This is a genomic window from Bacillus sp. EB01, from assembly GCF_000613125.1.
GTDB lineage: Bacteria > Bacillota > Bacilli > Bacillales > Cytobacillaceae > Bacillus_D.
Genome location: NZ_HG964497.1, coordinates 852,511 through 874,905, shown reverse-complemented (window position 1 = coordinate 874,905; position 22,395 = coordinate 852,511). Strand labels below are relative to the sequence as shown.

At 45.7% G+C, this 22,395-nt stretch carries 18 protein-coding genes and 1 riboswitch; of the genes, 5 read left to right on the top strand and 13 right to left on the bottom strand.

Features of this window, described 5'->3' with window-relative positions; genetic code table 11:
• Nucleotides 1-542: 542 nt before the first annotated feature.
• The 4 genes from TY16_RS25065 to TY16_RS26505 all read right to left on the bottom strand — a co-directional run bounded on the left by TY16_RS25065 (nucleotide 543) and on the right by TY16_RS26505 (nucleotide 7,786).
• Nucleotides 543-1,148: a hypothetical protein gene (locus TY16_RS25065; RefSeq protein ID WP_052342583.1), complete on the bottom strand. Its 606-nt coding sequence runs from the start codon at nucleotides 1,146-1,148 to the stop codon at nucleotides 543-545.
• Nucleotides 1,149-1,240: 92 nt separating this feature from the next.
• A complete protein-coding gene (locus TY16_RS03870; protein WP_197028355.1) occupies nucleotides 1,241-1,846 on the bottom strand; it encodes a Crp/Fnr family transcriptional regulator in 606 nt (201 codons plus the stop codon).
• Between the two features lie 556 nt (nucleotides 1,847-2,402).
• Complete coding sequence (locus tag TY16_RS25060; RefSeq protein ID WP_052342582.1) at nucleotides 2,403-5,633, bottom strand: hypothetical protein; 3,231 nt, start codon at nucleotides 5,631-5,633, stop codon at nucleotides 2,403-2,405.
• Nucleotides 5,634-5,830: 197 nt separating this feature from the next.
• The gene (locus tag TY16_RS26505) at nucleotides 5,831-7,786 is read right to left on the bottom strand and encodes a C39 family peptidase (RefSeq protein WP_197028354.1); all 1,956 of its coding nucleotides are present in this window, start codon (nucleotides 7,784-7,786) and stop codon (nucleotides 5,831-5,833) included.
• 198 nt (nucleotides 7,787-7,984) lie between these two features.
• Here TY16_RS26505 and TY16_RS03855 point away from each other — a divergent pair, with 198 nt between their 5' ends.
• Nucleotides 7,985-9,043, top strand: coding sequence for an LLM class flavin-dependent oxidoreductase (locus tag TY16_RS03855; RefSeq protein ID WP_043930444.1), 1,059 nt, complete (start codon nucleotides 7,985-7,987; stop codon nucleotides 9,041-9,043).
• Nucleotides 9,044-9,067: 24 nt separating this feature from the next.
• On the opposite strand, the gene TY16_RS03850 is transcribed toward TY16_RS03855, so the two are convergent.
• From TY16_RS03850 to TY16_RS03840, 3 genes are all read right to left on the bottom strand, one after another.
• The gene (locus TY16_RS03850; RefSeq protein WP_043930442.1) at nucleotides 9,068-10,312 is read right to left on the bottom strand and encodes a hypothetical protein; all 1,245 of its coding nucleotides are present in this window, start codon (nucleotides 10,310-10,312) and stop codon (nucleotides 9,068-9,070) included.
• 853 nt (nucleotides 10,313-11,165) lie between these two features.
• Nucleotides 11,166-12,686 carry a flotillin family protein gene (locus TY16_RS03845; protein ID WP_043930441.1) on the bottom strand — a complete coding sequence of 507 codons (1,521 nt, stop codon included), beginning with the start codon at nucleotides 12,684-12,686 and terminating at the stop codon, nucleotides 11,166-11,168.
• Nucleotides 12,687-12,697: 11 nt separating this feature from the next.
• Nucleotides 12,698-13,240, bottom strand: a complete 543-nt coding sequence (locus TY16_RS03840) for a hypothetical protein (protein WP_043930440.1) — start codon at nucleotides 13,238-13,240, stop codon at nucleotides 12,698-12,700.
• Between the two features lie 211 nt (nucleotides 13,241-13,451).
• Between TY16_RS03840 and TY16_RS27040 the strand changes: the two genes are divergently transcribed.
• Entirely contained in the window at nucleotides 13,452-13,586 is a 135-nt protein-coding gene (locus tag TY16_RS27040) for a hypothetical protein (RefSeq protein ID WP_269320270.1), read from the top strand.
• 115 nt (nucleotides 13,587-13,701) lie between these two features.
• Nucleotides 13,702-14,058 (top strand): response regulator transcription factor, encoded by a 357-nt coding sequence (locus tag TY16_RS03835; protein WP_052342581.1) that lies wholly within the window; start codon nucleotides 13,702-13,704, stop codon nucleotides 14,056-14,058.
• Nucleotides 14,059-14,183: 125 nt separating this feature from the next.
• Here TY16_RS03835 and TY16_RS03830 read toward each other — a convergent pair whose 3' ends face one another.
• Genes TY16_RS03830 through TY16_RS03820 form a run of 3 tightly spaced genes read right to left on the bottom strand, consistent with a single transcriptional unit; the run spans nucleotide 14,184 to nucleotide 16,482 of the window.
• Nucleotides 14,184-14,930 carry an amino acid ABC transporter ATP-binding protein gene (locus tag TY16_RS03830; protein ID WP_043934480.1) on the bottom strand — a complete coding sequence of 249 codons (747 nt, stop codon included), beginning with the start codon at nucleotides 14,928-14,930 and terminating at the stop codon, nucleotides 14,184-14,186.
• Between the two features lie 30 nt (nucleotides 14,931-14,960).
• A complete protein-coding gene (locus tag TY16_RS03825; RefSeq protein ID WP_043930438.1) occupies nucleotides 14,961-15,659 on the bottom strand; it encodes an amino acid ABC transporter permease in 699 nt (232 codons plus the stop codon).
• Complete coding sequence (locus tag TY16_RS03820) at nucleotides 15,646-16,482, bottom strand: amino acid ABC transporter substrate-binding protein (protein WP_043930437.1); 837 nt, start codon at nucleotides 16,480-16,482, stop codon at nucleotides 15,646-15,648. The genes TY16_RS03825 and TY16_RS03820 overlap by 14 nt, the downstream gene beginning before the upstream one ends.
• A gap of 671 nt (nucleotides 16,483-17,153) precedes the next feature.
• Between TY16_RS03820 and TY16_RS03815 the strand changes: the two genes are divergently transcribed.
• Both TY16_RS03815 and TY16_RS26500 read left to right on the top strand, forming a co-directional pair.
• Nucleotides 17,154-18,020 carry an SPFH domain-containing protein gene (locus tag TY16_RS03815; protein WP_043930436.1) on the top strand — a complete coding sequence of 289 codons (867 nt, stop codon included), beginning with the start codon at nucleotides 17,154-17,156 and terminating at the stop codon, nucleotides 18,018-18,020.
• 12 nt (nucleotides 18,021-18,032) lie between these two features.
• Nucleotides 18,033-18,191: a hypothetical protein gene (locus TY16_RS26500; protein ID WP_197028353.1), complete on the top strand. Its 159-nt coding sequence runs from the start codon at nucleotides 18,033-18,035 to the stop codon at nucleotides 18,189-18,191.
• Nucleotides 18,192-18,288: 97 nt separating this feature from the next.
• Here the strand turns inward: TY16_RS26500 and TY16_RS03810 are convergent, their stop codons facing one another.
• The 3 genes from TY16_RS03810 to TY16_RS03800 form a co-directional block, all read right to left on the bottom strand.
• Nucleotides 18,289-19,725: an amino acid permease gene (locus TY16_RS03810; RefSeq protein ID WP_043930435.1), complete on the bottom strand. Its 1,437-nt coding sequence runs from the start codon at nucleotides 19,723-19,725 to the stop codon at nucleotides 18,289-18,291.
• Nucleotides 19,726-20,092: 367 nt separating this feature from the next.
• Nucleotides 20,093-20,271, bottom strand: a riboswitch (Lysine riboswitch).
• Between the two features lie 189 nt (nucleotides 20,272-20,460).
• A complete protein-coding gene (locus tag TY16_RS25055; protein WP_052342580.1) occupies nucleotides 20,461-21,639 on the bottom strand; it encodes an MASE3 domain-containing protein in 1,179 nt (392 codons plus the stop codon).
• A gap of 232 nt (nucleotides 21,640-21,871) precedes the next feature.
• Nucleotides 21,872-22,390, bottom strand: a complete 519-nt coding sequence (locus TY16_RS03800) for a hypothetical protein (RefSeq protein ID WP_043930433.1) — start codon at nucleotides 22,388-22,390, stop codon at nucleotides 21,872-21,874.
• Between the last annotated feature and the right edge of the window lie 5 nt (nucleotides 22,391-22,395).

The following is a 22,395-nucleotide window of genomic DNA, read 5'->3' as shown; positions in this document are numbered from 1 at the left end:
TTTGAGTCGTGTCTTACTCTTATCTTAGTGGGGAGCCCTGTTTTTATCAAAGTCCAAAATTAACGAACTACAGGAATGCTATGAGACGGGCTCTCTTGGATTAATCTCCTTGCTCCAAACAACGATTAATCTATGAGACGGGTTCTCTTGGATTAATCTCTCTTACCCATACACCGATTAATCTATGAGACGGGCTCTCTTGGATTAATCTTTCTTCCCAATACACCGATTAATCTTTGAGACGGGCTCTCTTGGATTAATCTCTCTTACCCATACACCGATTAATCGTTGAGACGGGCTCTCTTGGATTAATCTCTCTTACCTATACACCGATTAATCTGTGAGACGGGCTCTCTTGGATTAATCTCTCTTACCCATACACCGATTAATCTGTGAGACGGGCTCTCTTGGATTAATCCAACTCTCCTGGACCCTTATTACTCGAGGATTCGGCTAGCTCATCTTATTGGTTTTACCGTACGCGTCTACTGAAATCGTTTTAGTATCACTCGCTGCCCAAAGTCGGCAGCCTATGGATGTGATTACTTTCGCCTTTTCAGAAAAATTCCAGCTCCTATACAAACCAGAACCCCTATGCCAACCGTTAATGTCAGCACCGGCCTGCGATCCTCGGCAGATTTAACGGGTTCAGGCTTTGCTGGTTCAGATTTTGGAAGTGCCGGAACTGCTGGTTTCTCTTCCACTGACTTTAGGAATTCTTCAAAAAACACCCTTTTTGTATCAACAGGATGCACAACCTTGCCATTCTTAAGTTGAATCATTCCATTTGGGCCCCCAACAGGCACAAGAAAGTCTGCCTCTGCACTATTCTCCAAAAACAGGAGAAATTCTCCGCCTGCGCGCTGAAATTCGTCCACCCAACCATCGTCGAAAGGATCAAGGCCTGCTGTTATCTTTTTGGATATATTATCACCTTTATACACCTTGCTAACATTAAAAGCTACGCCATGAAAAATAAACTCACTTTCTTTCCGTTCATCGGAAAAATCATACGTGCCGCTAACAACCACATCTGCTCTGTTAACAACCTCTTTCGGATCGATTTCCACCCAGCTGGTCGCAAACACAGGAGTATTCATTAACAGAACCAAGGTTGCCAGCATAACAATTGAGAAAAATTTAAGCATTTCGCTCACCATCCCGTTTATACAATAAGACGGATATTTTTTAAAAAAATGACACTACCACAAAAAAATAAGCGCACCCTTTTCAGAGTACGCTAAACGAGCTGCAGCCCATCAAGATCAAGAATCTCAATTCTCTTTTGAGGCTTTTGGCGGATTAATCCGGCATCCTCAAACTCGGCCAGCTTCCGGCTGACTGTTTCCGGAGTCGTTCCGAGATAGGATGCAAGATCCTTCTTGCTCATCCGCAGTTTAAACTCAAGGGACGTCGCTTCATCCTCCAAGCAATCGACCAAAAACAGCGCAATCCTCGTTTCCACCTTTTCCGTTGCCGTACGCGCACCCTGCTTCTCTGACTGCTCAAGCCGGTTCGAGAACTCGGTCAGTATCTTCAAGGCAATCGTCGGATACTTCAACAGGAATTCCTGGAGGTCACCGCGGCGTATCATGCATACTTCCGTATCAGCCATCGCTTCGGCAAAGGACTCATGCACACCTTCATTGAACAAAGCCAATTCCCCGGTAAAATCACCAGGATTAAGGATACGGACAAGCTGTTCCTTACCCGACTCAGAAAGCCGATAAATCCGGATTTTCCCGTTATGGACAATATAGAGTGAATCCGACTTGCTGCTGGCCTGGTACACTATTTCCCCTTTTTTAAAAGAAGCCGGCCGTGCCGTCTTCATGATTTCATCCATCTGCTACTTTTCCAAATGATTAAAATCGGAACGAGCGCAACACAAGACTGGTGCGAATGGCCATGATGGGGGCAGTAGCTATACTGCCCTGCCTCGTTAGTTGGTTGGTGTACCGTCTTGCTCCTATCCATTCCGCAACACCTCTCTGGTACTTGTTATTCTTATTGTGCTTCTATTTCCCTTGTTAGTCCAGTCCAGTTTATATCCCGCTGTATACCTGGTTCAAATCGTGGCACAAACCATAAGGCTACCTTGGAAGTACAACACAGCCAAGGTTCGTAAGCGCTTCCTCAATACGGGACGCTGTGGTTTTAGCTGACTCAAATTCAGCGGTACCTTGCTAAGAAAATGACCTTCACAGATTTGACACCAGCGATTTTGCTCAGCAGAGTCTTAATTTTCTTAATACAAGAAGGCAAGTAAAGGATTCCAGTGATACTCAGCTTTTGAAGTAGTGGCTTTGGAGAGAACAAGTCTGGTATAAGGAGAAAATAAGTTAAACTTCAACCCAATGTAAAAAAATAAATCCCCCTCACTGCCGGGAGGGGGATTATATTCATTTTCTTAAAACTCCGTTTGAGTAGAAGTAGTAGCGCTTGCCGCCAATGGTTTGCCAGCCGGTTAGCATTTGGCCATAGGTATTGAAGTAGTATTTCTTCCCGCCTATCGTCTGCCAGCCCTTCAGCATATGGCCATACGTATTAAAATAGTATTTCTTTCCGCTTATCGTTTGCCAGCCGGTCACCATTTGGCCATAGGAGTTGAAGTAGTATCTCTTCCCGCCAATCGTCTGCCAGCCCTTTAGCATATGCCCGTAAGTATTGAAGTAATATTTTTTCCCGCTGATTGTTTGCCAGCCTGTCACCATATGCCCATAGAAATTGAAGTAATACTTTTTGGTCGAGATCGTTTGCCAGCCTGTGAGCATATGTCCGTAGGAGTTAAAATAGTACTTCTTCCCGCTGATTGTTTGCCAGCCTGTAAGCATGATACCGGAGCTATTGAAGTAATATCTCTTCGTGGAAATGGTCTTCCATCCCACGGTGAGGATGCCGCTGTTCGGATCGAAGTAATACTTTTTCCCGCCAATCGTTTGCCAGCCAGTCACCATGTGACCATACGAGTTAAAGTAGTATTTGTTATTGGAAATCGTCTGCCAGCCTTTAAGCATATGGCCGTAAGCATTGAAATAGTACTTCTTGCCTCCTATGCTTTGCCAGCCAGTGGCCATCTTGCCGGTTGCTGGACTGAAATAGTACCGTTTTCCGTCAATCGTTTGCCAGCTGGTCCCCATCTGCCCAAATTGGTTAAAGTAATAGGTTGCCCCTTGGATTGGTTTTAAGCCTGTTGCCCAATCACCTGTTTCGGTATCGAAATAATACTTGTAGCCTTCATGGGTTTCCCACTTCGAAGCTGTTTTGAAATGAAAAACAGCATCATTTTCAAGCGGCAGGCCTCCCTTGCCTAAAATGCCGTCTTTCTTAATGGTCAACGTATAGTTGGCCAACTCATCCAGGTAATCAAGCGGGATAATGTAAAGATCTCCAGACTCATCCATTTCGCTGTATACATCCACTTTTACTCCATCAGGGCCAGTCAGGACAATTTTCGAATTATTAATGCCCAGCAGATTGGAGATGCCGAGAAGGAAAAAAACATCTACCGGGATGTTCAATTCCCCATCGGAAATATCATAATAGTATCCACCGTTGGCAAAAGAATAATCGGAATAGTAATAGATGCTGCCAAGCTCCGGTCTTTCTGGGTCTTGATCAGGCGGTGTAATCGGGTCCTCCGGGGATGGCGGATCGAAAACTCCTTTTGACGTATCTGGAATTGTCACAATCTTATATTTCCCGGCACCGTCCTTCATCACGGCAACAAGATTGCCATTCTCCAAATGAAGCTTTTCAACTGTATCCAGTGTCGGGATTGTGTATAGATAGCTGTTTGTATTGATTTTGAAGACATCGATTCCGGTATCCTTTTGAGCCGCAAAGGTTAACGTTTTTTCAACATCGAATTCATAATCGTTATAGCTCCTGCCAAGTAAAAATTCCAAGGCCATATCACCAGACTGGAACTGGTTGGAGGTCAGGACCACCCCGCCGCCAGTGTAAATGCTTTGGCCATCCGCCGAAGTTTTTGTGATGCTTACCAAAGGTGTCTTTCCACTGTACACATCGAAATACCTGTTAACGATAATACCTTTATTAACTTCAAGCCCTTCTATTGAACCGCCATACAAATAAAGTTTTGAATTTCTTGGATTTATCATAGCCGTAGTCTTTTCGTATACTTCGCGAAGTGTTGGATTGGCAATTTCCTCTCCTGTTGCCAGTGAAATTGCCAGCAAATCGGCCCATTGTCCCGAGCCAGGGGTAACATATGCATATCCATCCTTGTCAATGGCTATATCGTAAGGGTCGGTATCAATATCAATTAGTTTTGTTGCGGTAAACGCAACCGTATCTACTTCCACAATCGCTCCCTTTAGCTCAGTTGCGTAGGAGCTATGTGCCATTTTATGTTGAGTAACATACAGCTTGTTTTGATAAAGTTCCAGCTTCTCTGCCGGATATGGCAACGCAAGCGACTTTATTTCACCTGTTTCATAATTCGCCGCATAAATCGTCTTGCTATTCAACCGTGTCATATACATAACAGGCTTGTTTGGATCGATTGCTGTATCATACGGCTGGAATCCAAGATCACTGATGGGTCCAGCCGGATCCGGAGCGCCAGGTGTTTCGGGAAGGCCATTGCCGGGCTGTGTGTTCGCAGCCATCGCCTCAAGGAAAAAGTTATTGCTTTCATCCTTGTGAATCAGGATTAGCTCCCCATTTTGATAATGCAGCTTCTTCACCCGAAGATCCTTTCTCAAGGCATGCATATACGTTTTGGTTCCATACTGATAAACATCTATTCCAGTGGTCGTACGGGCTGCGAATGTCATCCCCTCTTCGGTGGAAAAAGCAAAATCGTTATAGGCCCTGCCGAAGGAAAAATTGTATTTCATATCTTCAGCCTGGGAAGCAGTTAAATTGAAAACATAACCGCCATAGTTATAAAAGTTGCTGCCATCGGGGGATAGTTTCCCGGCACTAGTAATGTCATAGTCTCCATGGTACGGAGAATCATAGCGTTTTTGAATGACGCCATTGACTGTTTCATATGCCTCAAGATCATATGGAGTAACTGCAGTCCGGCTGGAATAAATTTTTGAAGTTTGTTCATTGTAGTAAATATTCGTTTTTGCGTACATGGTTGCTTTGCCGGATTCCTGGGGAAGTTCCTGCTTTGTTTCAAGTGAATAGACTTTTAGGGAAACCGACTGGCCAGAGCCTGGAGCCACATATAGATGCCCTTCATTGTCCACTGTAATGTCAAAGGGATCCTGATTGATATCGATTGTGTCAACGTGGGTGAAAGTGACAGTATCTACGACGGCAATGGCCCCTTGATACGGACCATTGTGATACGTGTCATGGCTCATTTTCAGCTGGGTCACATATAGCTTATTATTCTTAATATCAAGCCTTTCTGCGGGGAGCGGCAGGGTGAGGGATTTCATTTCCCCTGTAGAATAATTGACCGCATAAATGGTTTCGTTGCCTTCCCTTGTCATATAGATAACCGGACTTGAGGGATCAACTGCTGTGTCATAGGGATGGAAACCGAGATTTATCGCGGGTGATGCAGCACTGGCGCGGTGTGGCTGGAGGAATGGAAGCAGTGATGAGAGCACAAGGGAGAATATAATCAACCATTTAAATGGGACCTTCAAATGCAACCCACCTTTCGTGTTATAGAAAAATTTTACCATGGGATACGTTTGATTAATACAAAAATTCCGCCCAACTTTTAGACTAATTAAAAATCTCTTCTGCTTGCATCCTCTTTGCATAGGGCAAACAAAAAGCCATTCCCGGATTGGGAACGGCCTTTCGAAACCGGATTCTTATTGACACCTTCGGAAGATTATTAATAGGTTATGGCCCTCTTATTTTGGTTTGCCCAGATTTTGTTGAAACTTGTTTTACTCATTTTAGCGTTCTTTTCACCGCTCCATGGATCGTTGTAGTAATAATTGCTGCCGTCGAAGCCGGTCAGGGTGATGGCGTGGACCGAGAAGCCATGCATTGGTGATACCCAGACAACAACAGGTTTATTTTTCGATAAATACGATTCTAACGTTGCATTGCTCGTTCCTGTCAGGTTAACAGATGTTCCGGCATACTTTTTCACTAAACTCATTAAAGCTGACGGGTAAATGGTCCAGCCGCCTTTTGTAAACGGATCCCCGACATACCCTTGATGCGGATCCCATGAATGCCTTGGCATTTCCCTTGCCAGGCTGACTTTGTTTACGTTGGCCCCTTTATAAAGAAGCATCATTGTGACAGCCGTTATTTCGCAGCCAGTAGGGAGCTCAGGAAGCTGCTTGACCAGCGGAACATTCAGTTTCAGGCTGCTTACCCGTGCTGCATGGCTTCCGTACTTCGTATAAGGTAGATAGCTGTAGGTTGCCAGAAGCCGCTGGGTCCCTGCTTCCCTGCTAACCGATGAGGTAAGATAGCCGCTCGTTCCGATTGTAAAAACGTTCTTGATTCTTTTCCCATGAGTTCCATACTTGGTGGACGGATAATATTCATACCAGTTAAGGATTCTTTGGGTATTCACTTCATGCCTTGATGCTTTCGTTAAATATCCTGACGAATTCTGAGTAAGTTTGTACTGAATTCTTTTTCCATGGGTACCATACTTCGTCCCCGAGTAGTATGTATACCGGGTCAAGATTTTTTGGGTGTCCAGTTCATGCCTTGTCGCACTCGTTAAATAACCCGATGAATTCTGAGTTAGTTTGTACTGAATTCTTTTTCCATGCGTTCCATACTTCGTCCCCGAGTAATATGTATACCGGGTCAAGATCTTTTGGGTGTCCGCTTCATGCCTTGTCGCACTCGTTAAATAACCCGATGAATTCTGAGTTAGTTTGTACTCAATTCTTTTTCCATGCGTTCCATACTTCGTGCCTGGATAGTACGTATAGTAGGTAAGGATTTTTTGGGTATCCACCTGGTGTCTTGTGGTCCTGGCAACATAACCTGAGGAATTCAGAATTAGTTTATACTGAACTTTATTATCATGAGAGCCGTACTTAGCACCCGAATAATATGTATAATAGGTTAGAATTTTTTGAGTATCTTTCTCCAACTGCTCCCGCTTTGTTATGTAACCATCTTGATTAACATAGAATATGTATTGAATTGAGCTATCAGCGGTTTCGACTGTGCTATTTGGATAGTACTCTTGTATTTTCACCAGCTGCCCGTTTGAGTGGACTTCCGCTTTTAAAATCTCTTTATTCTCATTCAGATAATAAGTTGTATCCCCAATTGTAAGAATAGTACCCTCATCGGACTGCATTTCAGAAGTGCTCTTAACTTCGACTTTCTCACTTTGATTAGCTTCAGCCTTGTCGCTTTCCGCTGGTTTCTCAGTGCTGGCAGCAGGCTCTTCGGTTTTGGCTTCTTCATCCTGAACCTCGACAGCTTCCTTGTTCTCCTCAACAGAGCTTGTCACTGGCTTCTCAGTGCTTTCAGCAGGTGCGCTGGTTTGATTTTCAGTGCTATCAGCAGGCTTGTCGGTTTGGGCTTCCTCATCCTGAACCTCGGGTGTTTCCCCGTTCTCCTCATCAGAGCTAACTATCGGTTCCCCCGGAGTTTCAGCAGATATTTCGGATGGAGCGGACTCAGCAGGAGTCCCTGTTTCCTCGGATTGCAACTCCGAACCGCCCGTACTGGAATCTTGCTCTAACACTGTTCCTTTGGTAGATTCCTGGCTTTTGACTCCGAGTTCTTCTGCAAAAACAACTTCTCCCACCGATGAAAAAACGATGGCAGCGCTTAACAATGATGCAATGGCTTTCCTAGACATTTTGCTCTCCTTTCAATTCCGCTAATACGTTCTACTACTATATTAATCTATTTGATTTGGAAAAACACTAGTAATTAGGAAGGTTTATCCACTATTAAAGAATGGAGAATCCGAGAGCTAGCAAACAGGCAGTTCACTTTGGAAAATGCAACTCCTGTAGTATCCTTTTGATAAAATTAACGAAAGAAGGCTAGCCTTATGGAGAGATATCGAATTGATCCAAGCAAGGGGCTCGAGTTTGGGCTGTATACGCTTGGCGACCATATTCCCGACCCGCATACGGGGAAGCGGATTTCCGCCCAGCAGCGGATACAGGAGCTGATTGAGCTGGCTAAGCTTGCAGAGCAGGCTGGGCTTGACTTTTTCAGTGTCGGCGAAAGCCACCAGGAGTATTTCGCGACGCAGGCGCACACGGTTGTGCTTTCGGCGATTGCCCAGGCAACGAGCAAAATAAAGATTGGCAGCTCCTCAACAATCGTTAGTACACTTGACCCGGTGCGAGTGTATGAGGATTTTGCGACAATCGACCTGATCTCAAATGGACGGGCAGAAATCATCGCCGGGCGTGCCTCCAGGGTCGGCCTGTTTGAACTTCTAGGGTATAACATAAGAGATTATGAAGAGCTATACGAGGAAAAATTCGACCTGCTGCTGCAAATTAATGAGAACGAAACGGTTAACTGGAGCGGCAAGTTCCGCGCGCCACTCCGAAATGCGCAGGTTATCCCTCGCCCAGCAGACGGAAGCTTGCCTATTTGGCGTGCAGTGGGAGGCGGCCCGGAGAGTGCGGTGAAAGCTGGTCGAGCTGGTGTCCCGATGATGCTCGCCATGCTTGGCGGAGCGGCGACGACCTTCAAGTATTCGGTTGATACTTACCGGGCGTCGGCCGAGCGAAGCGGTTTTAACACAAAAGAACTTCCAGTCGCGACCGCAGGATTCCTCTTTCCAGCCGAAACGACTCAAGAGGCGCTCCGGGAGTATCATCCTTACATTAACGAGGGAATGAAGCTGACGAATGGACGCGGATTCCCATGGGTCGGGTTCCAGCACGGCGGCGACCCAGAGAATATTATGAATGTCGGCAGCCCGCAGCAAATTGTCGAGAAGATTCTCTATCAGCACGAGATGTTCGGCCATCAGCGCTATATCGGGCAAATGGATTTCGGTGGTGTGCCGTTTGAGACGCTCAAGAAGAAAATTGAACTGATCGGTACGAAAATCTTGCCGGACGTGAAAAAGTACACTTCTGCAAAATAAGATTACGTAAAAAGCCATTCCCGCTTAGGAATGGCTTTTCTTGTATAGGGTAATCCGGTCGAGGATTCCGCTTTTCATAACGAAGTTCTTTACTTTGCTGTATTCATCAGCGGTCGCCCCGGTGCCATGAGAGGCAGGGTTACGATAGCTGCGCAGGGCATCGATTGTGTTTGTGTATTCATTATAAATAGCTTCGTCGGCAAAATCCGCAATCGGCTGGCTGTGCATGCAGGCTGTGATCTGGCTGAGGGTGCGCGCCTTCGCTTTGCCATCCAGCATGTTTAGTATCTCGTTCATTTCCCTTTCAATCACGCCCATCAGGGATGCGATGTGCGTCGCATAGGGAAACAGCTCCATCGAGTCCTTGTACTGCTTTTCCGCAGTCAAGGCTGCAGCAAGCCTCCTCCTCGACTCCTCGGTCAGAAACCTGTATTTGTAAAAGAAAAATTGATAATCGTTATGAAGTTCGTTGATTGCTTTAAAGCTTATCCTTGCAGAAGGCAGTTTTGGCTGTGACCGGCCAAGCGCTAATTGCAAATCGATAAAGCTTAGTTTCATATCGACCAGCACATCGTCTTTGTGCAGAAGCTCGGCTGTATCGAGGACGGCTTTTCCAGGGATATACTCGGACTGGATGATTTCATAGGCGGCAACAGCTTCCAAGCGGATTGCCGCGAAATCAGCGACACTTCCTTCAGGGAGGGCAAAATATTCAGCACTGATGCTCTCGGCAATATCGCGGACAAGCAGCTTTTCGCCTTCGTTCAAAGTGGGCCGCAGCCTATACTTCCGCTTTAGCTTCGCAGCTTCGTCATCATGAAGATATTCATTTTTTGCAAATTGTGAATCCAGGGTATAAGAATCGAGAAATGCCTGGTCATCAAAGACTGAATCGGTCGGCACTAGCTTATGCAGGGAATGAGCCAGGAAACTCACTTTTTCGTCGGACTCTTCCTCGCACGCCTTAATCAGAAGTGTGAAGAGGCCTAGCACAAACTCCCTCGGATTCTTGAGGTAATCATGTCCGGTTTCCGGAAAAAGCTCATGGTAGATTTTCCGGTGCAACTGCCTCTGTTCAGATTCGTACTCGGCCAGCTGGAATTTCAGCATTTCCTTATCGATTTTATAAAAAAGTACATCAAGGTTCCCGCTGTAATAAAGCCGTTCAGCCTCTTTGCTCTTAATGGGCAGGTTCAGGTCGTACGATTCTATGTATACTAATACTCCGCCAGGACACTTTGTAATCCGAAAGCCATCTAGTGTAATCATGCTGTCCACCCTTTTTTCAAAAATAAGTCCTTTATCCATTTTAAATTAAATTGTGGATGCCGACCAAGGTTCTTTTTTTAAAAGTCTTGCAAGATTTGCTGCAACAGCTTCCAGTAATTGTCTAATGGCTCATATCTGGGCTAAATCGGCTCGTATTGGGCTCATATCATATGAAAAAAGGCTCATATAGTTTAAACTATTACTCCTGAATCGAGTTACGCCTAGTAAATTGATTTTCTCGACAAATCGATGGCTCCTGAATCCAGTTTCGTCTAGTAAATTGGGTTTTCTCGACGGATCAATGGCTCCTGGGGCGAGTTTCGTCTAGTAACTTGGGTTTTCTAGACGAATCGATGGCTCCTGAATCCAGTTTCGTCTAGTAACTTGGTTTTCTCGACGGATCGATGGCTCCTGAATCCAGTTTCGTCTAGTAACTGGTTTTTCTCGACGGATCAATGGCTCCTGAATCCAGTTTCGTCTAGTAACTTGGTTTTCTCGACGGATCGATGGCTCCTGGGGCGAGTTTCGTCTAGTAAATTGGTTTTCTCGACGGATCGATGACTCCTGAATCGAGTTTCGTCTAGTAAATTGGTTTTCCAGATAATTGACCGCCTCTTACCACAAAAAAAAGCCCCCCGCAGATTAATTCCGCAGGGAGCTGTTAATATTCTCAGAAAATACACCTTTTCATAGAAAACTGTCTAGCTCCAGCGCCTATCGCCTAGCAAACTTCAGGCCTCCTCCCTACGATAAGTCATCATCGAATCGCTAGCGCTCTTCGTGATTCCTTTATCTCAGTCAAAGTCCCTCCATTTTGTACGGCGATGACCAAGGCGCTTGCGCTTTTCTTGTATTATGCTTTCACAGTCTCTTTCTTTTCTTCCCTGACTGTTCCTTCAAGGACGGCTGGGCGGATGGTGCCCTTGCCGGAGTAGTTTTCAAGCAGCTCTTTCAAATCGATGCCGCTTGATGCTTTCAAGGTTTCCTGAAGGCCGGCCATCAGGTTGGTCGCATAGCCAGTGACGCGGTTTGCGCCGCTGCCGGAGCCGCCGCCGCCAGTGTCGACGATGCTAATCTTGTCGATGTTGGCAAGTGGTGCTGCAACCTGCTTCGCATATTCAGGAAGCATTTTCACAATCATGTCCATGACAGCTGCCTGGCCGAACAACTCGAATGCTTCAGCAATCTTTTGCTTCGCTTCCGCTTCGGCAAGACCTTTCAGACGGATGATTTCAGCGTCGGTTTCACCCTGCGCCCTGACTGCATCCGCTTTGGCAAGACCATCGAGGCGGATGCGCTCAGCTTCCGCTTTTGCAAGTGCTTCAATCCGGTATTTGTTGGCTTCAGCTTCAGCCATTTCCTTCGCTTTTTGGGCCGCTGCAGATTGCTCAACCGAGTAGCGGTCCGCGTCAGCCTTTTTCTTGACCTCGGAATCGTACTGGCGCTCACGGCGCTGGATTTCTTTTTCCTCGAGCTCGATCTGCTTTTGGCGCTCGATGATCTTGATTTGCATTTCCTGCTCGGTTACCTGCTGCTTGGAGCGGGCTGTTTCAAGGTCGTATGCCTGGTCGGCACGTGCCTTGGCGCTTTCCTGCTCAGCGCGGAATTCCGATACCTTCAGCTGGTTGGTCTTTTCAGCTTCGGCAATTTCAGTAGCGCGCTGCAATTCAGCCTGTTTTGCTTCCTTGGCTGCCTCAGCCCTCTTGACGCGTGTTTCCATTTCAGCCTCGGCCGTTGCGATATCGGCATCGCGTTTCACCTGGGCAATTCGCGGCTTACCAAGGGAATCGAGGTAACCGTTCTTGTCGCGGACATCTTTAATCGTGAACGATACAATTACAAGGCCCATTTTCGCAAGATCCTGCGATGCAACGCGCTGGACTTCCTGTGAGAACTTATCACGGTTTTTATAAATTTCTTCAACAGTCATTGAACCGAGGATTGAACGAAGATGGCCTTCAAGGACCTCTTTCGCTTCATTCTCGCGGTCTTCCTTCGCTTTTCCGAGGAACTGCTCAGCCGCTGTCGCGATTTCGGAAATCGAACCGCCAATTTTAATAATCGCAACACCATCAGCCATAACCGGAACACCCTGCTCGGTGTACACCTCAGGCGTGGTCACTTCCAGCTTGCTTGACAATAGGCTAAGCGGCTGGGACTGCTGGAATACTGGTAAAATAAACGCACCGCCACCGCGGATGATTTTAATTTTGTTGCCCGATTCGTCAATGTGGACATTTTTACTGCCCAGCATGCTGCCTGTAATAATCAAACCTTCATCCGGGCCTGCAGTCTTGTACTTTGTCACAAAAACAGCTATAAGTGCGAGAACAATAAAAACGCCAATACCTGCTGCAATCCAAATCATTTCCATTCAATCTCCTCCTAGATCCACTCGTTTTCTATTTTTTCTTTTACTGCAACCTGAAGCACACCATTGGCTGTATCAACAATAAGGACATCGTGCCCGTTGGATATTTCCGCCCCATCGAAGCTTTTCGCAGGCTTTGAAATCCGCCCGCTAATCGAATCGATCATCACTTCGCCGAACCCGTCAGTCGGGATAGCCGTAATCACCTTTCCGACCCGGCCCCTCAAATCAGATTCAGTGTAGGTCAAGGAGACCTCCGCTTTCCTAATCGGGACAAGCACGAACACATTCAGCAGGGTGACAAGAACAGCAGAAAGGCCTGAATTAATGAGCAAAATGGCAAGATGCGACAGAGAGGTCAATTTTTCTAAAATAAACCCTCCGGCTGATAAAAACGTAATAAATGAGAACAAAAGCACAGGATTGAATACATGCAATCCATCAAAAATTCCATCGAGCAAATCACTGAACAGGACATAAACAAGCGTCAGTCCCCCAGCAATCAACAGCCCGTAAAGATAAATCGTGTCCATTGGCACCCCATTCAGAAACTCCATATCTGCCACCACCCCCGATTGAAAGTCTTCCCTTTCATTGTACATTAGGTTATACGGACAGATACAGAGAAAGTTTCATAATATGATAAATTTGTAAACATTTACCTAATTTTATTTTTGTCAAAAGCTGTAGTAACCAATCCTGTTTCTGTTTAGTACAGGCTTAAAAAGGGTATGGTGTACTATTACATCACGAAAGGAGTGCAGCTAGATGGAACCAATAGATTATTTGGCATGGGTTGTGCCAACTCTGTTAGGGGTTTCGTTCGTGGCATCACTCTATGCTATCTCAAAAAAACCGAAATACATGACTGAAAAAGTCTCCCGACGCAAACTAAGTGACTAATGCCTCAAACGCGCTGCCCTTATAAGGCAAGCGCGTTTTATTTTTTCACACGACAGATTCCTTTTTAATGTTAATATAGTAAATATAGTAAAAACATTTACAGGGGGAGAGCTGTATGAGGTTATTGATCGTTGAAGATGAACCCATCATCCGTGACCTGCTTAAACTTTATCTAAAAAACCACTTTGAAATAACAGAAGCTGATAACGGCAGGGACGGACTGAAACTTTCCCTCGAACAAGACTTCGACTTTATTCTTTTAGACATGTTCATGCCCGAGATGGATGGATTGGAAGTTTGGAAAAATCTAAGGAAGCAAAAGGACACACCTGTCCTAATCCTGACAGCCCAATACTCCGAGCAGCTTGAGGAGGCAGGGAAAGAAGCACATACCCACTTTATGCTAAAGCCCTTCAGCCCAAAAGACGTAGCAGCACACATCCTCCAGTCCCTCACCTTACCAAGCAGTTAATTCTTTCTTTTTTAAAAAAACACACAAGTTGAACTTAACTACGGGGTGCCGGCCTATAGGGCCGGTGCCTGTTTATATTAGTGAAAAAGCAGCCTCCTCAAAAAAAGGGGCTACTTTTTATTGGTCTATATTTCCGGCTGAATCATGTTCAAGAACTGTTTAGTCCGCTCATGTTTCGGATTGGTGAAGATGATGTCCGGCTTGCCGCGTTCAAGGACAACTCCCTGGTCCATGAAGATGACCTCGTTGGCTGCCTCACGGGCAAAACGCATTTCGTGGGTGACGACAACCATCGTCATCCCTTCGTTCGCCAGGTCTTTCATAACCTTCAGCACTTCGCCGACGAGTTCAGGGTCAAGCGCGGAAGTTGGTTCATCGAACAGCATGACCGCTGGTTCCATCGCAAGTGCGCGGGCAATGCCGACACGCTGCTGCTGTCCGCCTGATAATTGATGCGGATAATAATCAAGCTTGTCGCCGAGCCCTACTTTTTGCAAGAGCAAGGCAGCCTTTTGCCTGGCATTTTCCTTATTTTCACCTTTGACGATAATCGGCCCTTCCATAACGTTTTCCATCGCCGTCTTGTGCGGAAATAAATTATAGCTCTGGAACACCATCCCGGTCAGGCGACGAAACGATGCGATTGCTTTGTTTGGAACCGTTTTTTCAGTAAAATCAAGCGTCTGCCCCGAAATGGTAATGCTGCCCTTCGTTGGCGTCTCAAGAACATTTAGGCAGCGAAGCAAGGTTGTTTTTCCAGAACCGGACGGCCCGATAACAACCACAACCTCCCCTTTTTCCACTTCCAAATCAATGCCTTTTAGAACTTGAAGGTCGCCGAACTGCTTATGCAAGTCTTTTATTGAAATCATTGGTTGATCCATTGGATTTCCCCCTTCCGTCTATTTGACATACCGGTCAAACCTCGCTTCCAATTTCCCCTGGAAGATGGAAAGGACAAAGCAGACAATCCAATAAAGCAGGGCAGCCTGTAAGTAAAGCAGCAAGAACTCATAATTTGTGGAAGCAATTTCCTGTGCGCGCCGGAACATTTCCGTAACGAGAATCGTCGCGGCAAGCGAGGTATCCTTAACAAGGCCGATGAATGAATTTGATAATGGCGGAACGGAAACCCTGGCAGCCTGCGGCAAGATAATTCTCTTTAGGAGTTGGGGATACGACATGCCGATTGAATAGCCTGCTTCCCATTGTCCTTTTGGGATGGATAGAACAGCAGCCCGGATGATTTCGGATGCATATGCACCGACCGAGAGCGAAAAACCGACAACGGCTGCTGGAAACGGGTCAATTACGACGCCAATTGTTGGCAAGCCATAAAACAGGATGAACAGCTGAACCAGAAGTGGCGTCCCGCGGATAGCAGATACATAGACACGCGCGATATACTGGAGCGGCTTGTTATGCGAAATCCTGGCCAATGCAGTGAGCACGGCCAGGATCAGCCCGATGACAAATGAAATAAGTGTCAACGGGATTGTGTATTGAATGAGCCCTTCCAGGAGCGGCATCCACGAGTTTTTCGCGATGGTTGTCAGCCTGTCCATTCGCTCAGGGTCTGCAAAAATACTATTTAAGTACATTCTCGCCAAACCATTCTTTGGAGATTTTGTCGTACGTACCGTCGTCGATCATTTCTTTAAGCGCCTTGTTGACTTCTTCAACAAGTGTTTCGCTGCCCTTGCGGAACATCAAGCCGCTCTGGGAAGCATCTTCGGATTCGTCTCTCACTTCAACTTGTGCATCCGGGCGGTTCTTTTTAAAATCAAGGAACGCGATTTTGTCATTAAGTGTTGCATCAACTCGTTTAGAATTTAGCAACTCAACTGCCTGGTTAAAGCTGTCGATGCCTACAACCTCGGCGCCAAGATCTTTTGCCATTTGCCCATAGTTACTAGTCAAGGTCTGGGCAGATTTCTTTCCTTTAATGTCCTCAAATGATTGAATATCTTTATTGTCAGTCCGTGTAATCAAAACCGCAGCAGATGTAATGTAGGGATCAGAGAACAAGTATTTTTCCTGTCGGTCCGGGCGGATTCCCACCTGGTTGGCAATCATATCAAATCGCTTTGCATCAAGTCCCGCAAAGATTGCATCCCATTGTGTTTCCTGAAATTCAACATCGACTCCGAGACGTTTTCCTACTTCACGTGCGATTTCAACGTCAAAGCCAGTCAGCTCGCCTTTATCATTATGAAATGAGAACGGAGCATATGTACCTTCCGTACCAACGACCAACTTGCCTTCATCCTTTACCTTTGCAAGCAAATCGTCCTTGTTCGCAGTTTCTTCTTTATTCGTATCGTTATTGCCGCCATTCTTCGCGTTGTCATTCGTGCCGCAAGCTGCAAGCACCAACACAAGGCTTAATAGCAATGCAAAAAACAATGAAAATTTCTTCTTCACAAGTAAAACCCCCTAAATCATATTGGTTTGGTCAACATTCCTCATAATAGTACAGCCCGCCTGCCTTGTCAAAGAAATAATTTGTGTATATTTTACCCTGCTTGTTCTCAGTTAATCGCTTAATTCTAAAATAGCTGGATTGGCTGTAATAATTCTGGCATACTCCTTTATCTATAACCAGATTCAGGAAGACTGTTAATCCTTTCAGCTAATGTATGACATTTTCATGCCTCGATTACCTTGAAGTGTTATTCATCCTTGATTTCTATGGACACTTTCTTTTTTTATGAGCACTTTCCAGCTTATGAATGACATTTTAACGCTTCGGCTACCTTGAAATGTCATTCATCCGGGTTATGAATGACAGTTTGACGTCTCCGTTACCTTGAAATGTCATTCATCCGGGTTATGAATGACAGTTTGACGTCTCTGTTACCTTGAAATGTCATTCATCCGGGTTATGAATGACAGTTTGACGTCTCTGTTACCTTGAAATGTAATTCATCCGGCTTATGAATGACAGTTTGATGCCTCGAGTATCTCGAGTTGTCATTCACGACTAACTCTTACAACTATTAAAAGCCTATTTTTTAAAAATTAAAGAAAATTTATCCATTTTTGACATCAATATGATATCATTATGATAACAAGTAAATAAGGAGGAGATTTGCATGCAGGAAAAAGATGTGTTTAAGATGAACGGTTTTGCCGGGCTGGGGATATTTATCCTTTTAGTAGCGGGCGCGGTGTATTTTCTTGTTCAGTTCGGTATGACCGGCAGTATTGCTTGGGCTGTTATCGGCATATTGCTTGGTGCTGCGGCTTTTTTAATAATGACCGGTTTTACCATTATCCAGCCGAATCAGGCAATGGCACTTACCCTTTTCGGAAGCTATCTCGGGGTGATCAAGAAGGAAGGTTTTTGGCTGACGGTTCCGTTAAGTGTCAGGAAGAAAGTGTCTTTGAGAGTACTAAACTTCAACAGCGACAGGCTTAAGGTTAATGACCTTGAAGGAAATCCAATTGAGATTGCGGCTGTTGTGGTTTACAAGGTTTTTGACACAGCGAAAGCAGTCTTTGATGTCGAGGATTACAAAACTTTTGTTCACACGCAAAGTGAGACCGGACTCAGGCATATTGCCAGCCAATATCCATATGACAACTTCAACAATGACTATGAAATTTCACTCCGCCAGCATTCCGACGAAGTGGGCGAGGTCCTAACGAAGGATCTTCAAGAACGGCTCATGGTTGCAGGTGTCGAAGTAATTGAAGCACGGATCATGCATCTTGCCTATGCGAGCGAAATTGCTTCCGCGATGCTGCAACGGCAGCAGGCAAAAGCGGTTCTTTCAGCGAGGAAGGTCATAGTCGACGGCGCCGTCGGCATGGTCAAGTCGGCAATCGAGCAGCTTAGCAATGAAGGTGTTGTCGAGCTTGACGAAGAAAAGAAAGCACAGATGGTCAATAATCTGATGGTGGCCCTTGTATCCGAAAAAGGCAATCAGCCAATTGTCAATACCGGATCGATTTACTAAGGTTGTGATAGCATGGCAGATAAAAAACGGTTCCTTCTCCGGATTGACCAAAAGACATACGATGCACTCGAGCGCTGGGCAAACGATGAGTTTCGCAGTGTGAACGCCCAAATTGAACTTTTATTAAAAAAAGCACTTAAAGAAAATGGCAGGCTGAAGAAGGAAGAGTAGGTATCCGGCAAAAAAGGGCCGGCCGCGAGTAATTGCGGCTGGCCCTTTTTATTTCGTTAGCGTAAGTGCCTATCGCTAGGCGCTTGCGCTTTTGGTCTTAAACTTCATTTATTTTTTTCGGCTTAGGCTTAAAGAAGTTAACCACTGCTTGCCGGAGCGGCCCATAGAAGAAAATGCCGCTAAGGAGCAGGAGCATACCTAACGCAAAGGTTTTGATATCAGATGTCCCAGCGATTATGACCCAGATCGAGTATAGTGTAGCAATACCAGCAATGATTCCGTCAGTCACACGGGAACGGTCCCCAATCGCATATGTGTCCCCTGTCACAACAAGCTTCAATTGGTACACAGAAGCGATGAAGTATGGGATCAAATAAGACAAGGTTGCAATAAAGACAATGAAATCGAACGCTTGTGAAATTGAATTCGAGATGGTTGAAAAAATAAACACTTGGCCAAGCATGTTGGTAATCACCAACGATCGGACCGGCATGCCCTTCTTGTTTTCTTTTAGAAATGATGGCAGGAAAATGCCCTGCTTGGCTGCCTGGTACGGTACTTCGGCGCTAAGCATCACCCAGCCAAGTGTTGAACCGAACAGGGCGATTAAACCCAGTGCAGCGAGCGCCTGTCCGCCAATCGGGCCAACAAACACTGTAATGGCATCAATTAGTGGCTTATCAGAAGCGATCAGTGCTTCCTGGCTAAGCATGCCCATGACTAGTGTTGAGATACCAACATATATAGCAAGTGCGATTAGGAGACCAAGAATAGTCGCCCGCCTTACGTCAACCTGTTTTTTTGCCCGAGATGCGAACACCATTGCGGATTCGACACCGATAAATGCCCAAAGAGTAGTCAATGCAGCCGAATTTACCTGGCCAAGGAGTCCAAGCGTATTGCCAGCCGCATCTGTCCGGGGTTCGACCATTGGCAGGATGTTCGTTTTATCAAAAGCGAACAGACCTATTAGAATAAAGATAACGAAACCAGCCACTTTTGCGGCGGTCGCAGCAAAATTAAGCTTGCCAGCATCTTCAATACCGCGCAGGACAATCGCATGTGTCATCCATAACAGCACCGTACAAACGATGAATGTCAACCCGTTCCCGACTTTAAGGGTGAAGCTACCGATAGTGAACCAGTCAGCCTGGCTGGTCATAATCGGGAAGAACGTAGACAGATAGCCTGCAAACGTTGTGATAATCGCAATGTTCCCAACGAGGTTCCCAATCCAGTAACCCCATGATGCCATGAAGCCTGAAAGCTTAGATGCATGTGTGCCTTGCTTGAATAAGTCTTTCGCATAGATTTGCGGGCCGCCGCCAAGCTCAGGCTTTCGGATGGCCAAATTACCGAAGACCAATGCTGTCATTAAAACACCAAAACCGGTTAATAACCATGCCAACAGCACGCCAGCTGGGCTGGCTGCTTCCGAAAGTGAACGAGGCAGCATAAAGATCCCCGAGCCCACCATATTTCCAACGACTAACGCCGTCAATAACCACAATCCTAATTTTCCGTTCTTGCTCATCTATGATGTCCCCTTCCTGGTTGTGTGTTCGAAGGTAGAGTATAAATTCAGTTTGTCCTGATTATCTGTGAATCTGTCCTGCATTCTTTGGGAAATGTCCTGTATTCTTTGGGATATGTCCTGAATATATAAAAGTTTGTCCTGTATTTTGAAAAAGTTGTCCTGAAACAATCGAGACGGGTGCTGCTTCAATCTCTTAGTTACAGTCACAAGTCTACAACTCAACTCGCACACAAAGGTAAAGTTGTTGCTTTAACGCGAATTGATCAGCCCGCAGTTACGTGGTAATTGTCCAGTGTAATCCACGGCTTTCAATAAAATAAAAAACACACTCTGATACGGAGTGTGTGTATGTGCCGCATCAGACAAAACGGATAGTTCACCATGGCAATGCCATGACAGTGCTGCACCTGTTCGGATACAGCCCCAGCTTACCACAGGCAGGGTCCCGCGACGCTTCGGCGGATGTTCCTTTCGTCCAGTCTCGTTGGGGATTCCTGCCCCTCTTCTGGAGTACTCTTAATAACCGCAGCCTCTACCCCATCTTGAGCTGATGAGGAATATTGAATTTAGTTGTTGTGCCCACCCAACGGTTTACGCCAAACGGATGGCGTTTGCTGATGGTGGGTCCATTTTTAGCACTATACAAGGATAAGGCCGTGACCACTCTCTGTCAAAGGTAAATTTTGTAATGCCAATAATTGCGTGTCGGCCGATTATTCCAAAAGCAAGGGTTTAAAGGGCCTTTTTTTGCGGAGTGCCCTGTTGGGTGAAGCTGGTTATTTCCGAAGCAGTTCCGGTGATTTGGAGGGTGATGCCTTGCTCGGTGACCGGGACGAGCGAAATCAGGTAAGAATGGTTTTTGATTTGGGCCATGAATGTTTGGTTTTCGCCAGAGTCCCAGGTTGAATTGCAGTAATCCATGATGTCGCCGCCCGAGGCCGGGAGGAAGTCTTCAACGGTGGTTCCGGCCATTTGCTCGGGGTGAAAGCCGAGCTGGCGGATCATTCCGCCTTCAATGTAGGAGAAGATGAAGTTGTCATCTTTTTTGGTGATTGAAAAAATCGCGCCGGGATTTTTCTTGACGATGGACTCGGCGACAGCGGCTTCCTCTTTGTATTCATCGACAGGCAGGAGGATTTCATAGATTCCTTTGAGTATGAAATAGTAGCCGAGCACCTTGAAGATGTGCCCCGAGAAGTTGTCGAGGTCATATACGCTCCTATAGACAGTGAAAATAAGTTCGGAAAGGAATAGAAGCGTGAATGCCATCCCCAGGTTCAAGTAGACGGTTTGCTTGTTAAGATAGTATTTGTAAAGGCACATGACGAGTGCTAAAAGGTGCATGGCGGAAATGATATATTCGAGCAAATTTTTGAGCGGGGTTGTGCCTTCCCCTTCGATGACGAGCTGCGGCAGTAATCGCTCGAATGTGAAAATGAATACCGTGATAACCGCGATTGTGACAAGCGATGCAAGTATGACAGGCCAGCGCAAATCCCGCTTGAGTTTCTCGTCTTTCATGAACATGATTTTGACCATGAGCCCCGCTTCAAGCGCACGGCCCGCAACCCAGAAATAGGTTGCCTTTTGGACTGTGCTTTCAGTGATGAAGAATGGCATTCCTTTAAAAGTTAACGTATGGAAGAGGTCGATGATGCCTACGGTGTAAAACGTGTACATAAGCCATAGCGCGGCGCTTGATTTGCTTTTCTCGTAGGTTTTCCAGCAGTAAAGGAAAATTGTCATTGAAACAGAGATACTGAAAAATTCTAATACTGTATGAAAAGAAACGTAGTTGACCGGGTCATAGATTTGAGAGAGCTGAGGATGGAAGATGTGAATCATCATCAGTGCGGAAATTGCTGCTAATACGTATATGAGGAATCTTGTTTCTGCTTGTGAGTTTTTCACGTTTTTCCACCTCCGTGTGGCTGGGGTTTCTCTTTTATTATAAAAGCTGTATAGCTCTAAAAACGGTTAAGATTATAGCGTTTTTATGAATTTTCAAATATTTGGATGATAACCAAGTAATTAAGTTGGAAATAGTGTTCATTATACCTGCAGCTTTCTCAGCCAATCTAATGGAAACGATATGAAAAAAACGGATTTTAAGTTGCTGCTAGTTTATTTTATTAAAATAGTTTTATTTTTCCTCTAACGCTTTGATTTCTTCGATCCAGTCCATTTTTTGTTCCTCGTTAATCAATTGTTCATGTCCATATACAGGGATTGTCCAGTAAAAGTCGCCTTCCCTGATTACTGAGAACAGGTAGATTTCGCCTTTTTGGAGCAGCTCATCACCTTTGTATCGGAGGAGATGAAGTTTCCCGTTTTGCTTGTAATACCCGCCCTCCTGGATGACGGTCAGACCGCCAAGCAGTGCGCCTTTCATATTATGGGTCACGCGAACCTCGTGAAGGGCGGCCGGATTGCCGCGGTGTTTTGTCGTTCCCTTTTCCTCGAGGACTTCACCGATAAAGATGTTGTCGGCCTTTTTGACGAGTAGTTCGGGGGTGGAATAGGCAGCTTCGTCTGGAAAAGCAGGGCTGACTAGTTTTGCCGAGGCTTTTGAGTCGAGAAGCATGGTGTTGTATTTTAGGATGAAAATGGCTGTGGCAGCAGATATGATGAGTGCCGCCAAGAGGAGTGGCTTCTTTTTCATGGGTG

Bases quoted from the DNA above. Each gene is read 5' to 3' on its own strand.
- TY16_RS03855 (WP_043930444.1), top strand. From the start codon at position 7,985: ATGGAGAGATATCGAATTGATCCAAGCAAGGGGCTCGAGTTTGGGCTG.
- TY16_RS03850 (WP_043930442.1), bottom strand. From the start codon at position 10,312: ATGATTACACTAGATGGCTTTCGGATTACAAAGTGTCCTGGCGGAGTA.
- TY16_RS03835 (WP_052342581.1), top strand. From the start codon at position 13,702: ATGAGGTTATTGATCGTTGAAGATGAACCCATCATCCGTGACCTGCTT.
- TY16_RS03800 (WP_043930433.1), bottom strand. From the start codon at position 22,390: ATGAAAAAGAAGCCACTCCTCTTGGCGGCACTCATCATATCTGCTGCC.
- TY16_RS03845 (WP_043930441.1), bottom strand. From the start codon at position 12,686: ATGGAAATGATTTGGATTGCAGCAGGTATTGGCGTTTTTATTGTTCTC.
- TY16_RS03815 (WP_043930436.1), top strand. From the start codon at position 17,154: ATGCAGGAAAAAGATGTGTTTAAGATGAACGGTTTTGCCGGGCTGGGG.
- TY16_RS03810 (WP_043930435.1), bottom strand. From the start codon at position 19,725: ATGAGCAAGAACGGAAAATTAGGATTGTGGTTATTGACGGCGTTAGTC.
- TY16_RS03830 (WP_043934480.1), bottom strand. From the start codon at position 14,930: ATGATTTCAATAAAAGACTTGCATAAGCAGTTCGGCGACCTTCAAGTT.
- TY16_RS27040 (WP_269320270.1), top strand. From the start codon at position 13,452: ATGGAACCAATAGATTATTTGGCATGGGTTGTGCCAACTCTGTTAGGG.
- TY16_RS26505 (WP_197028354.1), bottom strand. From the start codon at position 7,786: ATGTCTAGGAAAGCCATTGCATCATTGTTAAGCGCTGCCATCGTTTTT.
- TY16_RS25065 (WP_052342583.1), bottom strand. From the start codon at position 1,148: ATGCTTAAATTTTTCTCAATTGTTATGCTGGCAACCTTGGTTCTGTTA.
- TY16_RS03840 (WP_043930440.1), bottom strand. From the start codon at position 13,240: ATGGAGTTTCTGAATGGGGTGCCAATGGACACGATTTATCTTTACGGG.
- TY16_RS26500 (WP_197028353.1), top strand. From the start codon at position 18,033: ATGGCAGATAAAAAACGGTTCCTTCTCCGGATTGACCAAAAGACATAC.
- TY16_RS03870 (WP_197028355.1), bottom strand. From the start codon at position 1,846: ATGGATGAAATCATGAAGACGGCACGGCCGGCTTCTTTTAAAAAAGGG.
- TY16_RS03825 (WP_043930438.1), bottom strand. From the start codon at position 15,659: ATGTACTTAAATAGTATTTTTGCAGACCCTGAGCGAATGGACAGGCTG.